This window comes from Paraburkholderia tropica (assembly GCF_014171495.1).
GTDB classification, from domain to species: domain Bacteria; phylum Pseudomonadota; class Gammaproteobacteria; order Burkholderiales; family Burkholderiaceae; genus Paraburkholderia; species Paraburkholderia tropica.
This window is the reverse complement of sequence record NZ_CP049135.1, coordinates 177,188-190,281: the sequence shown is the minus strand read 5'-3', so window position 1 is coordinate 190,281 and position 13,094 is coordinate 177,188. Positions and strand designations below refer to the sequence as shown.

Sequence of the window (13,094 nt, the reverse complement as noted above, 5' to 3'; positions counted from 1 at the left end):
CGGGCGTTGCACTGTCCAAAGTGTCCGTGAAGTGTCCAGACTGTCCCTGGCGGACACTTCAGTACACCTCAAAACACTTCGGTACGGATCAGAACAGATACATCCCCGCGATGAACACTACGCCCGAGAACAGCAGCGTGGTCACGCAGTAACCCATGATGTCGCGCACGCCGAGGCCCGCGATCGCCAGTGCGGGCAACGCCCAGAACGGCTGCGCCATATTGGTCCACGCCTCGCCGTAAGCGATCGCCATCGCCGACTTGCCGAGGTCCGCGCCCAGCGCCTGGGCCGCCGGCATCACGAACGGTCCCTGCACGACCCAGTGGCCGCCGCCCGACGGCACCGCGAAATTGATGACCGCCGAGCTCAGGAACGCGAGCAGCGGGAACGTGTGCACATTGGCGATATCGACGAACCATTTCGTGATCACGCCCGCGAGACCCGAATGGTCCATCAGCGCCTGAATGCCCGCGTAGAACGGGAACTGGATCATGATGCCCGACGCGCCCTTCGCCGCGCCGGCCACCGCACGCGCATAGGCCATCGGCGTCTTGTGCAGCACGAGGCCCGCGGCGAGGAACACCAGATTCACGGTGTCGATGTCGAGCGCGAAACCCTTTTCGTGGAAACGCACGCCCAGAAACACCGCGCACAGCGCCGCCACCAGCAGCGAGAGCGCGCGGCTTTCCTCGATGCGTTCGGCGAAGGTCGCGTCCGGCCCGAGCTTGCGCTCGACCGAGGGCGGATCTTCGAGCAGCGCGGGATCGACCGAGACGACGTCTTCAGGCTTCGGCATCATCAGGCGCACGAGAATCGGCAGCAGGACGATCAGCGCGATCGTGATGAAGGCGTTGTAGCCCGTGAAAATGGTCTGCGAAACCGGGATCAGGCCGATGGTCTTTTCCATCGGATTGCCCTTGGTGGCCGCGACCAGCGGCACCGAGCCCGAGAGGCCGCCGTGCCACGTGAGAAAACCCATGTACGCAGCGGCGACCAGCAGCCGGTAGTCGGTGCCGCGCACGCGGCGCGCCACTTCGCGCGAGAACATCGCGCCGAGCACGAGGCCGAAGCCCCAGTTGATCGCGCACGCAACCGCGCCCACGAAGGCCACCAGCATCACACCCTGGCCCGGCGTGCGCGCACAGCCGGCGAGCGCGACCAGCAGGCGCTTGACCGGCGCCGAGCTGGCGAGCGCGTGGCCGGTCACGAGGATCAGCACCATCTGCATCGAGAATGCGAGCAGATTCCAGAAGCCCGAGCCCCACATCATCACAAGTTGGGCGGGCGGCTGCGGCGTCAGCGAGAACGCCAGCACGAAGGTCACGACCGTCAGCAGGATCGCGAAAATGAGCGGGTCCGGCAAGAATCGATGGACTACGCCGGTAAAGAAATTGGCAATGCGTTGAATCACCTGGTCTGCTCCTCGTCTTTCTGATTTGATCCGGCTGCCGCTTCTGCTGCGACTTGGGGCGCCTGCGTCCTGCGGCGTGCCGAGCCGCGATTCTTGCACAAGCCGCGCGAGCGCGTGCGGCTCGCCCGCGCGCCGTCGTGTCCCGAAATGCGGCGTATGCGTCCTGATGGCGTCGAAATAACCCGTAACATGCGCAACCGCGCCCTAAATCGCTTATCTGCTACCGTTGAGGTTGTGTCCCAATAATTTCACCGGGCAGTGCCAACCACCAAGGAGCCGCGATGCGCAAACAGCTCATCGGTGCGATGCTCGCCGGACTCGCCACGCTCGTCGCGGCGCCCGCGCCGGCGCTCGCGCAGTCCCAGGCGTTCACGAGCATGACCGTCAATCTGTACGCCGGTCCCGCCGGCGATTTCCCCGTCGTGGCGCAAGTGCCGGGCGGCGTTTCGATTGCGGTGATGGGTTGCGTCTCCGGCTTCAGCTGGTGCGACGTCAGCCTGCCCGGCCTGCGCGGCTGGGTCTATGGCGGGTATATCTCGTATCCGTGGCAAGGTGCGCGCGTGCCGGTGATGAACTACGGCCCGACCATCGGCCTGCCGATCATCACGTTCTCGCTCGGCGCGTATTGGGGCAGCTATTACCGTGACCGGCCGTGGTACGGCAACCGGGCACGCTGGAGCCGTCATCCGGGTCCGCGTCCGGGACCGCCGCCCGCGATCCGGCCGCCCTCGCATGGACGTCCGCCGGGTGGTCCCGGCAACCGGCCCGGTTCGGGTCAGGGACATCGTCCGCCCAATAACAGCGGCGCGCGGCCGCCGGGTCATAACAACGCCCGCCCGCCAGGCAACAACAATGCACGGCCGCCAGGCAACAACAACGCGCGGCCGCCAGGCAACCAAGCAGGCGGCAGGCCGCAAGGACAAGGCGGTGGTGGCGGAAGGCCGCCCGGCGGTGGGGGCGGCGGACGTGGTGGCGGTGGCGGTGGCGGAAATCGCCCGTCCGGAGGTGGCGGCGGCGGTGGACGCCCCGGCAATTGATCGCGGCCGGGCGCGCCGCACCTGCCAGGCAGGCGCGCCCGACCTGTCTTTAAGCTTGCTCAGAAGCGATAGCCGATGCCGCCCAGGATCACGTCGGTATCGCGGCTATAGCGCGTGACGACGCGATTCCACGTCACGCGCGCCGCCCAATGCTGGGTGAACCGATACGACGCCGAAACCGAGACGAGCCCCGACAGAATGCCGTCGCCGGTATCGCGCTGATCGCTGTCGTCGCCGTGGTGAATCGCGGCGTAAAGGCCCGCGCCGAAACCCAGCGTGAGATGGTCGTCGAGAAATGCGCGCGTGAGCCACAGTTGCGCGGTTGCGCCGTCGCGACGCGCCGACAGGCCATTCCCCTCGTGCAGATACCCGATCGAACCGTCGAGCCAATGCGTGATGCCGCGCCGGTATTCGATCGATTCGGCTGCGGACGTTTGCGACTCCAGGCTGTTGAGGATGGTCTCGCCCGCCATCAACGTGATTTCGTTGTTCGTTACGTCGTGCGTGCGCGGCAGCGCGAAGTCGCGCGGCCCCGGCGTGTCCGGCGCGTCCAGTTGATAGCCGACGCCGAGCATGAGCGCCGTGGTGGACGGCCCGCGCGCGACGCCCACGCGGTTCAGTTGCAGATTCGCCGTCCAGCGGTTGCTGGCGTACCACGTCAAACGCGCGCTATACACCGCGCCCCAGCCGTGCGTGTTCGAATAGCCGAGCCCCTGCTTCGCGGCTTCGGTATCGAAATAACGATACGGGCCGACGCCCAGCGAAAACACGAAGCGCCGGTTGTCGAACGGCAGACGCGCCCACGCCTGAATGCTCTGCCCGTCGCGATGATGCCCGGGAATATGGCCTTCGTTGAGCCATGAAACGCTGCCGGCGAAATACTTGCCGAAGCCTTCCATATAATTCATTTCCCACGAATACGAATGGTCGGAGCCGCTCACGAGCGGACCGGCGAACAGCGTGAACTCCTGGGCGACAGCACACCTGGACGACAGGAACAATACCGCGGCGCCAACCGCGAAACTCCAGGCTTGCTTCATTACGTAGACGACCCTGTGTGAGTGCCGGACGACGCCGGTTGCGCGTCGTCTTGCGATGCGATCGCATCATTTTCCCGGCGAACGGCGCGTACTGCGTGTGCGCAACCACACAAAACACGACATACATCACATCGCCGCGTATTCCGCGCATTGCCATTTCCGCCAATTACTTCGGATAACGAATTATTACGGAGAAAAAAATGCCGCACCTCGGTGCGGCAAGCTCCGCCGAAGCGGAATCGGTACTCGATCAGTGCACGTTGTGGCAAACGCGCACCGGGTGGTGATGCTGAACTTCGGTGTGGCACACGGTGTGATGATGCGGAGCGGCGACGGCGGCCAGCGGCGCGGCCATGGCAGCGCACAGCATCAGGGCGGACAGACGGGCGAACGGCTTGGCGATGATTTTCATGCGTGGACTCTCGATGGACGGCAACAAAAGGCAGCACTGTAACGCAAAGCGCATCACATTTAGTTACACGCTTGTAACGAGCGTAGCGCCCGATATCCGCCTCTTGACAACAGCCGCATCGCCAATGTCCACCGTCACGCCGTGCCGCCCTCTTCGTTCCAGCGGTCGTCGCGTTGGTCGTGATCGTCGTGACCGTCGTGTGTCAGCCGCCGCAGCACTTCCTGGCCCAGACTCGTGAGACGCGGTGCGTAACCGCGTTCGTCGGCGTCCATTTCAACAAGCTGGTAGCGCGCCAGCGCGAGAAAATCGGAATCGAGCGTGTGCAGCGGCGTGTTCGCGTCGCGGATCAGCAGCAGCGCGGCCAGTTCGTGGTGACTGAGCATCGAATCTCTCCTGTCCAGAACTCACAGTGCTGACCAGCATAGCGGCCTAAACGTACAGTTTCGCTACAAGCGTGTTTCGTCGCATTACGGCCCGAAGATCGTTGCTAATGACGTAAAAATGCGGCGCGCGGTTCGCAATAATCGCGAACCGCGCGCCGCCTGTCTTACGTCACCAGTCGCCCTGGCTGTTGACCAGGCTTTAGTGGATCTCGAGACGCCTGCTCGCGCCCGCCGCCTTCTTCGGCAACACCAGCGTCAACACGCCGTCGTTATAGCTCGCGCTTGCCTGCGCTTCGTCGACGTCGGCGGCCAGCGTGAACGAGCGGCTCACGCTGCCCGAATAACGCTCGCGCCGTAGCACGCGCTCGCCTTCTTTCAATTCGGCATCGCGCTCGACCTTGGCCGCGATCGCCACCAGATTGCCGTCGATTTTCACGTCGATGTCCTGCTTGGCGACGCCCGGCATTTCCGCCTTGACCGTATAAGCCGCATCGTTTTCCGTCACGTCGATGCGAATACTCGCCGCTTGACCTTCGGACGCACCCGCACTCCGCATCGGACGGAACAAACCCTGGAACAGATCGGGCACACCATCGAACGAAAACGGATCGTGACGCGAGATATGGCTCATGACTGGCTCCTTGAAGATCACTTGAAGAATGATTTGGCTGTCCGCACTTGCGTGGCGTGATTTTTCACGCACATCAATTGAACGGACTCCTTAGCAATACGCGAGGATGGCCAAACCCGGCTTGGCCTCTGTTCCCCTGCGATCGCGCCTACCGCTCGAAGATATAGACGCCTGGCGCGTTTGCAAGACCCTCTTCAAGCCCGCGTGCAGAAATTTTTTCGCTCGACTGCGCGTGCAGCCATTGTGCGAAGCGCGGCCACCATGAACCCTCGACCGGCGGCGTCTCGTCGAAGAAGGATTGCGGCGGCTGCCACGGCGCGCCCGCCTCGCGATTCCCACAGCGATAGTGACGCCGCGGATGCCCCGGTTCCGAAACGATGCCCGCGTTATGCCCGCCCGAAGTCAGCACGAACGTCGCCGGATTGCGCGTCATATGCAGCAACTGATAAACCGACCGCCACGGAGAAACATGATCGCGCTCGGTGCCCACCATGAACATCGGCTGCGCGATATCGGCGAGCGACACGGCATGGCCGTTCACGCGGTAACGCCCTTGCGCCAGATCGTTGTGCAGATAGAGACGGCGCAGGTACTCGCTGTGCATGCGGTACGGCATCCGCGTGGTATCGGCGTTCCACGACATCAGGTCGTTGGGTTTCGAGCGCTGGCCGAGCAGATACTCGTTGACCGCGCGCGACCAGACGAGATCGCGCGAATTGAGCAACTGGAACGTCGCGGCCATCTGCTCGCCTTCGAGACAACCCTGGCGCGCCATCAGCGCATCGAGCGCCGCTAGCTCGCTCTCGCCGATAAAGAAACGCAGCTCCCCCGGCGCGCGGAAATCGGTTTGCGCGGCGAGCAGCGATACCGTGCGCAGCGCGTCCGCTTGCATCGGCGCGCTGCCGTTCACCGCTTGCGGCTCTCGACCGAGCGCCGCCGCGGCGATCGCGAGCAGCGTGCCGCCGAGACAATAGCCGACCGCATGCGCGGGGGCGTCGCCGCAACGCGCGCGGGCGGCCGCGAGGGCTTCGAATACCGCGTTCAGATAGTCGTCGAGATGCCAGTCGCGCTCGGCCGGCGACGGGTTGTGCCACGAGAGCATGAACACCGTGAAGCCCTGATCGACGAGAAAACGCACCAGCGAATTGTGCGGTTGCAGGTCGAGCACGTAGTACTTCATGATCCACGACGGCACGATGAACACGGGCTCGCGCGCGACGTCTGGCGTCGTGGGCGCGTATTGCAGCAGCTCGCAGAGCGCGTTGCGCCAGACGACCTTGCCGGGCGTCACGGCCACGTCGCGGCCCGGTACGAACGCAAGCGGCTCGGGCGGCCCGCCTGCCGCGCGGCGCGCCTGCGCGGCGCAGTCTTCGAGCCAGTGCCGGTAGCCCGCGACGAAATTCGCGCCGCCGCTCGCACGCGCCGCATCGAGCACCACGGGATTGGTCGCCGCGAAATTGCCCGGCGACGCTGCGTCGAGCCAGAGCCGCACCATGAAGCGCACGAGATCGGCGCGATGGGGATCGACGCCGGCGACGGTCTCGGTCGCTTCGCGCCACCACGACTGCGTGCGCAGATAACCGTCGCGCCACGCGCTGTACGGCCAGGCCGACCACGCGGGCGCGGCGAATCGCGCATCAGCGGACGCGCCCGGCGGCGGGTCTTGCGTCGAGGAAGCCGCGCCGGGCCACGCCGCGCCCCACGCGGCCAGCGCGTCGGACCACGCACGCGTAGTCAGCGCGAAGCAGGTAGCGGGGGCGCTCGCCAGATGCGTGCTCCAGTCGAGCCACGCCAGCGACGCCGACACGGGCGACAACCCGCTCGCCTGCAACGTCAGCGCGGCGCGCGCGGCCTGATCGAGCGGATCGTGCCAATCCGGCGCAAGCGGCGGCGGCGCGTCCGCGCCCTTCGCGCGCGGCGCCGTCGCACCGGCGGTCTCGCGCCCTGTGCCGCCCTCGGCGCCGCTGAGCGGCGGACGCGGTTGAGCGAGCGCGCTGCGCGTCCTCGTCGGCTTCATTGCATGTGCATCCCGCCGTTGATGGCGATATCGGCGCCCGTGATGAACGCCGCGTCGTCGGAACAGAGGAATGCGACCAGCGCCGCCACTTCCTCGGGCCGCCCGAGACGGCCGACCGGAATCTGCGGCAGGATGCGCGTCTTCATCACCTCTTCCGGCACGGCCGCGACCATCTGCGTGGCGAGATAACCGGGCGACACCGTGTTCACCGTCACGCCCTTCTTCGCCACTTCGAGCGCGAGCGATTTCGTGAAGCCGTGCAGCCCCGCCTTCGCGGCCGCGTAGTTGGTCTGCCCGAACGCGCCGCGCGAACCGTTCACGGAACCCACGTTGACGATGCGCCCGTAGCCGCGTTCGAGCATGCCCGGCAGATAGGGTTTCGTAACGTTGAAGAGCGCATCGAGATCGGTGCGCAGCACGCAGTCCCAGTCGGCTTTCGTCATCTTCACGAAACTGCGGTCGCAGGTGATGCCCGCGTTGTTCACGAGCACGTCGATGCGGCCCAGGTCCGCGAGCACGCGCTCCGCCGTGCGCGCGCAGTCGTCGTGATCGGCGACGTCCATCGTGTAGTGTTCGAACGCGCGGCCCGCCGCGCGCTCCGCGTCGAGCCACGCGGCCACGTGGTCGTTGCCCTTCGAGCACGACACGGCGACCTTGAAGCCCGCCGCGGCGAGGCTGCGGCTGATCGCGGCGCCCAGCCCGCCCATGCCGCCGGTGACGAAAGCGATGCGCTCAGCGTCCATGCTGGCCTCCGTCGGCGCCGGCTTCCTGCTTTTTCGACGTGCGCGCGCCGTCCGCGGCCGGACTGGCCGTGGCAGCGTTCGCCGCCTGCGCCATCGTGTTGGCGACGCCTGCCGCCTGCGCCGCCGCGCCGTTCATCGCGCGCTCGAACGCCGCCATCCACTCGCGCATCGGCAAGGCCGCGCCGTTTTTCGGCACCGCCGCGCCGCGCTGCAAGACTTCGAGCGAAGTCTGCCAGTGCTGCGCCATGTCGCGCGCGGCGTCGCTCCATGCGCCCGCGTTCTGCATCGACGTGGTCACGCCCTCCTGCCAGAGCGCCGCGCTCGCACTCAGATAGTCGCGCCAGACCGTTTGCGCCGCCGCCGAGAAATCGCTCCAGTCCTGTGCGCCATGCAGCGACTCGAGCGTGCCATCGAGCGCATGACGGTCGCGTTCGAGGCGGCGCTGCCAGAGCTTGAGCATCTGCTCGCGCCATTGCTGTTGATGCACGAGCAGTTGCAGCGCGGCGGACGCACTGGTGCGCCACGCATCGAACGAGGGATGGGAAGCCTGGGTCATGATCGAGGTCCTCACAAGAGTGCGGCGAGTGCGGAAAGTGCGTGATCCGGCTGAACGCCGGGCGGAATGTGAGCGACGCCGCGCATTGCGCTGCACAAGCGCAATCGCGACGAGCGCGGTCCCGTCCACTCGCGGCGGCGCGCTGCCGACCGCTGCATCGCAACAAACCGCCGTGAGCGGCGCCGCGAAGCAATCGTTCGGACTACGGCCTATTTCGGAGCCGACGGGATCGAACCCACATCATAGGCACGAAGCCCCGCGTCCGCGCGCCACATGACGTCGACACGACTGATCGACGTCATATTTTGGGATGTCAACTACGTCAAAACGCATCACCAGTCAGGCGCGAGCGTCATTTTTGCGACAGATCGTCGCGCGCGGTCCGCACCGATCGGCGGCTTTTCCGGCTCACGCCGCGTGCGGGTCCTCGTTGCGCACGAGCATGACGGGACGATCCGCCGTGCGCAGAAAACTCTCGGCGACGCTGCCGAGCAGGATCCGCTTCACGCCCGACAGCCCGCGCGTGCCCATGACGACGAGATCGGCGTCCTCCTCCGCCGCGATGCGGTAGATCACCGCCGCGACCTCCTCGCCGTTCGAATCGGCCGCACGCGTGCTGCCGTTCACGCCGGCGTCGGCGAGCGCGGTTTTCGCTTCGTCGAGCGCCTCGGTCGCGACATCGGCTTCGGCGGCATGGCGCGTCTGTTCTTCCGCAAAACCCGTGCTGATATCGACGAGACGCGCCGGATGCTGCACCACATACAACGCGGTGATCGCGCCGCCCGTCGCCTGCGCGATCTTGATCGCCTCGTCCAGCGCACGGCGGCCGCTGCGGCTGCCGTCGACCGCCACCAGAATCTGCTTGTACATCGTGACCTCCCGGGCTTCGCCCATGATCCGCGGCGAACGGCTCATCCCGTTCGCGCAACCGAAAATCTGTCCGCCGACCGGCCTGCTCGCTGCTCTGGCGCTTTTGCGCGCTCGGCCCGCACTGTCCACATGGGGACGATTGCGCGCCGCTCAACGCATCGTCAAGACCGCCGCGCCCGTTAGCCGCCCCTCGCGCAGATCGGCGAGCGCCTCGTTCGCGCGCGCGAGCGGGTACGTCGTGGTCTCGATGTCGAGCGTGTGACGCGCGGCGATCGCGATGAAGGCCGTGCCGTCGTCGCGCGTGAGGTTCGCGACCGAGACGATGCGCCGTTCCTCCCAGAGCCATGCGTACGGAAACGACGGAATGTCGCTCATGTGAATGCCGCCGCAGACGACCGTGCCGCCCTTCGTCACCGCGCGCAGTGCGGCGGGCACGAGCGCGCCGACCGGCGCGAACAGCAAGGCGGCGTCGAGCGGCGCGGGCGGCGTTTCGTCGCTGCCGCCGGCCCACGCCGCGCCGAGCCGCCGCGCGAAGTCCTGCGCGGCCGTGTCGCCGGGGCGCGTGAACGCGTAGACCGTGCGGCCCTGATAGCGCGCAAGCTGGGCGACGATATGCGCCGCCGCGCCGAATCCGTAGATGCCGATGCAGTCGGCATCGCCGGCCAGCACGAGCGTGCGATAGCCGATGAGCCCCGCGCAAAGCAGCGGCGCCGCCGCGACGCTGCTGTACTGGCGCGGCAAATGGAAGCAGTAGTGCGCGTCGGCGACCGTGCGTTCGGCGTAGCCGCCGTCGATCGTGTAGCCGGTGAAACCGGGCGCGTCGCAGAGATTTTCGCGGCCGCGCAGACAGAATCGGCAGTGGCCGCAGGTGTGGCCGAGCCACGGCACGCCCACGCGGTCGCCGGGCGCGAAGCCCGTCACGCCCTCGCCGAGCGCCGCCACCGTGCCGACGATTTCATGGCCCGGAATCACGGGCCGCTTCGGGTGCGTCAGGTCGCCGTCGACCACATGGAGATCGGTGCGGCACACGCCGCAGGCTTCCACGTCGATCAGCAATTCTCCCGCGCGCGGTGTCGGATCGGGCAGATCCACTTCGCGCAATCGCGGACTCGTGCCGTCGAACAACATCGCTCGCATCGTCGTCCTCCTGGCCTTGCGCCTTGCAGGGTGCCGTGTGTGGCGGGATCGCGTCGGGAGAGCCGTGCGCCGCACTTCGCGAACGGGGACGCATCGATCATGTTACGCGCTCGGCACGCGCGCCGCGATGAGCGCGTCCGCCGCAGTGCGCTCCGGATGCACGCCGGATGCACGCCGCACGCACAGTCAATGCACTCCGAACGCACACTCAGCGAAAGCGCTTCCATCGAACGTGGCACCATAGCGCGAGCCGCGACGCCACGCCCAAGCCTGGCACTCGACCGCCGGCCGACCGCCCGCGCGGCGCTGTGCCTGTGTCGCGGCATCCGCAAACCAGTCTTCTCGCGCGCGAGCACCCTCGCGCGCCGATCCGTCCCATGCCGCGCCACCGCGCGCCACAGGAGCACGCATGAGCCCCATCACGCCCATCACGCCGTCTTCCCGCCCGACGCTTTCCGACGATCAGTTGCAGCTTATGGACGCCTGGTGGCGCGCGGCGAACTATCTCTCGGTCGGCCAGATTTATCTGCTCGCCAATCCGCTGCTGCGCGAACCGCTGCAACTCACGCACGTGAAGCCGCGCCTGCTCGGCCACTGGGGCACCACGCCCGGCCTGAATTTTCTCTACACGCATCTGAACCGCGTCATCAACGAGCGCGATCTCGATCTGCTCTTTCTCGCGGGGCCGGGACATGGCGGCCCGGCCGTGGTCGCCAACACCTGGCTCGAAGGCACTTATAGCGAGACCTGGCCGAACGTGCCGCAGGACGAAGAAGGCATGGGCGTGCTGTTCAAGCAGTTCAGCTTTCCGGGCGGCATTCCGAGTCACGTTGCGCCGCAGACGCCCGGCTCGATCCACGAAGGCGGCGAACTCGGTTACGCGCTGTCGCATGCGTACGGCGCGGTGTTCGACAATCCCGACCTGATCGTCGCCTGCGTGATCGGCGACGGCGAGGCCGAGACCGGTCCGCTCGCCACCGCCTGGCACTCGAACAAGTTCCTCAATCCGGTGACGGACGGCGCGGTGCTGCCCATCCTGCATCTGAACGGCTTCAAGATCGCGGGGCCGACCGTGCTCGCGCGCATCGGCGACGAAGAACTCGCTTCGCTGATGCGCGGCTACGGCTACGAGCCCGTGTTCGTCGAAACCGAGGATCCGGTCGAGGGACATCGCTTGATGGCTGCTGCGTTCGACACCGTGTTCGACGAGATCGCGCGCATTCAGCAAGCCGCGCGGGCGCAGGCCGAAACCGATCCCCAGGCGGCGATCGAACGGCCGCGCTGGCCGATGATCGTGCTACGGACCCCCAAGGGCTGGACCGGCCCGAAGACTGTCGACGGACTCAAGACCGAAGGTTCGTGGCGCGCGCATCAGGTGCCGCTCGCGAACATCGCCAAGCCCGGTCATCTGGCGCTGCTCGAAAGCTGGATGCGCAGCTATCGGCCCGAGGAACTGTTCGACGAGCACGGCCACCTCGCGCCCGAGATTGCCGCGCTCTCGCCGCGCGGCGAACGGCGCATGAGCGCGAATCCGCGTTCGAACGGCGGCGGACGCGTGCGCGAACTGCGCGTGCCCGCGTTCGAGCGCCACGCCGTGGAGGTGCCCTCGCCGGGCCAGGTCGACGCCGAAGCCACGCGCGTGATGGGCGCATTCCTGCGCGAAGTGATGCGCGTGAATTTGCCGACGCGCAACTTCCGCATCTTCGGCCCCGACGAAACCGCTTCGAACCGCTGGTCCGACGTCTTCGACGTGACGTCGCGCACATGGCTCGCCGACACCACGCCCGACGACGTGCAGCTCGCGCAGGACGGACGCGTGATGGAAATCCTCTCCGAGCACACCTGCCAGGGCTGGCTCGAAGGCTATCTGCTGACGGGCCGGCACGGCTTCATGTCGTGCTACGAGGCGTTTATTCACATCATCGATTCGATGTTCAACCAGCACGCGAAGTGGCTGAAGGTCATCCGCGAGATTCCGTGGCGGCGGCCGCTGCCCTCGCTCAATTACCTGCTCACGTCGCATGTGTGGCGTCAGGACCATAACGGCTTCAGCCATCAGGACCCGGGTTTCATCGACTACGCGGTGAACAAGAAGGCGGACACGGTGCGCGTCTATTTGCCGCCCGACGCCAACACGCTGCTCGCCGTGACCGATCACGTGCTGCGCACCTGGAACCGCATCAACATTATCGTGGCGGGCAAGCAGCCGCAGGCGCAGTGGCTCGATATGGATGCGGCGATCCGCCATTGCGCGGACGGCATCGGCATCTGGCAATGGGCGAGCAACGACGAAGGCGGCGAGCCCGATGTGGTGATGGCCTGCGCGGGCGACGTGCCGACGCTGGAGACGCTCGCGGCCGTCGACCTGCTGCGCGGCTGGCTGCCCGATCTGAAAATACGCGTCGTGAACGTGGTGGATCTGATGACGCTCGAACCGGCCGACCGCCATCCGCACGGTCTGTCGGACGCCGATTTCAACGCGCTGTTCACCGTGAGCCGGCCCGTGATCTTCGCGCATCACAGCTATCCGTCGCTGATTCACCGCCTCACCTACCGGCGCGTGAATCACGCGAATATTCACGTGCACGGCTTTATCGAGGAAGGCACGACGACCACGCCATTCGACATGACGGTGGTGAACCGACTCGACCGTTTCCACCTTTGCGAAGCGGTGATCGACCGCGTGGAAGGCCTCGCGCAGCGCGCAGCGCACCTGCGGCAGACGCTGCACGACAAGCTTGCGGAGCACCGCCGCTACGTGGACGAATACGGCGACGACATGCCCGAGATCAAGAACTGGCGCTGGTCGCGCTCGCGCACGCCGCAGCCGGGCGGCGAGACCTGAAACCCGACCTGA

12 protein-coding genes are annotated in these 13,094 nt (G+C 66.6%); 2 read left to right on the top strand and 10 right to left on the bottom strand.

From position 1 onward, the window contains the following. Nucleotides 1–88 precede the first annotated feature (88 nt). Nucleotides 89–1,411: a TIGR00366 family protein gene (locus tag G5S35_RS15610; RefSeq protein ID WP_074985636.1), complete on the bottom strand. Its 1,323-nt coding sequence runs from the start codon at nucleotides 1,409–1,411 to the stop codon at nucleotides 89–91. Between the two features lie 281 nt (nucleotides 1,412–1,692). Here G5S35_RS15610 and G5S35_RS15605 point away from each other — a divergent pair, with 281 nt between their 5' ends. Further along, nucleotides 1,693–2,448, top strand: a complete 756-nt coding sequence (locus tag G5S35_RS15605; protein WP_074985634.1) for an SH3 domain-containing protein — start codon at nucleotides 1,693–1,695, stop codon at nucleotides 2,446–2,448. Between the two features lie 59 nt (nucleotides 2,449–2,507). Here G5S35_RS15605 and G5S35_RS15600 read toward each other — a convergent pair whose 3' ends face one another. The 9 genes from G5S35_RS15600 to G5S35_RS15560 all read right to left on the bottom strand — a co-directional run bounded on the left by G5S35_RS15600 (nucleotide 2,508) and on the right by G5S35_RS15560 (nucleotide 10,237). Then, a complete protein-coding gene (locus tag G5S35_RS15600) occupies nucleotides 2,508–3,488 on the bottom strand; it encodes a hypothetical protein (RefSeq protein ID WP_110328209.1) in 981 nt (326 codons plus the stop codon). 250 nt (nucleotides 3,489–3,738) lie between these two features. Continuing rightward, a complete protein-coding gene (locus G5S35_RS15595) occupies nucleotides 3,739–3,900 on the bottom strand; it encodes a hypothetical protein (RefSeq protein ID WP_167371420.1) in 162 nt (53 codons plus the stop codon). A gap of 134 nt (nucleotides 3,901–4,034) precedes the next feature. Then, nucleotides 4,035–4,283 carry a hypothetical protein gene (locus G5S35_RS15590; RefSeq protein ID WP_176080605.1) on the bottom strand — a complete coding sequence of 83 codons (249 nt, stop codon included), beginning with the start codon at nucleotides 4,281–4,283 and terminating at the stop codon, nucleotides 4,035–4,037. A gap of 199 nt (nucleotides 4,284–4,482) precedes the next feature. Next, nucleotides 4,483–4,914, bottom strand: a complete 432-nt coding sequence (locus G5S35_RS15585) for an Hsp20/alpha crystallin family protein (RefSeq protein WP_065057540.1) — start codon at nucleotides 4,912–4,914, stop codon at nucleotides 4,483–4,485. A gap of 148 nt (nucleotides 4,915–5,062) precedes the next feature. Beyond that, on the bottom strand, nucleotides 5,063–6,931 hold the full coding sequence (locus tag G5S35_RS15580) for a PHA/PHB synthase family protein (RefSeq protein ID WP_183039174.1): 1,869 nt from the start codon (nucleotides 6,929–6,931) through the stop codon (nucleotides 5,063–5,065). Next, a complete protein-coding gene (gene phbB, locus G5S35_RS15575; protein WP_065057539.1) occupies nucleotides 6,928–7,674 on the bottom strand; it encodes an acetoacetyl-CoA reductase in 747 nt (248 codons plus the stop codon). The genes G5S35_RS15580 and phbB overlap by 4 nt, the downstream gene beginning before the upstream one ends. Next, nucleotides 7,664–8,230, bottom strand: coding sequence for a hypothetical protein (locus G5S35_RS15570; protein ID WP_065057538.1), 567 nt, complete (start codon nucleotides 8,228–8,230; stop codon nucleotides 7,664–7,666). The genes phbB and G5S35_RS15570 overlap by 11 nt, the downstream gene beginning before the upstream one ends. Nucleotides 8,231–8,638: 408 nt before the next feature. Further along, nucleotides 8,639–9,100, bottom strand: coding sequence for a universal stress protein (locus G5S35_RS15565; RefSeq protein ID WP_074985781.1), 462 nt, complete (start codon nucleotides 9,098–9,100; stop codon nucleotides 8,639–8,641). 150 nt (nucleotides 9,101–9,250) lie between these two features. Next, nucleotides 9,251–10,237, bottom strand: a complete 987-nt coding sequence (locus G5S35_RS15560; protein WP_176080607.1) for a zinc-dependent alcohol dehydrogenase family protein — start codon at nucleotides 10,235–10,237, stop codon at nucleotides 9,251–9,253. A gap of 409 nt (nucleotides 10,238–10,646) precedes the next feature. On the opposite strand from G5S35_RS15560, the gene G5S35_RS15555 reads away from it, so the two are divergent. After that, entirely contained in the window at nucleotides 10,647–13,082 is a 2,436-nt protein-coding gene (locus G5S35_RS15555; protein ID WP_065057536.1) for a phosphoketolase family protein, read from the top strand. Nucleotides 13,083–13,094 lie beyond the last annotated feature (12 nt).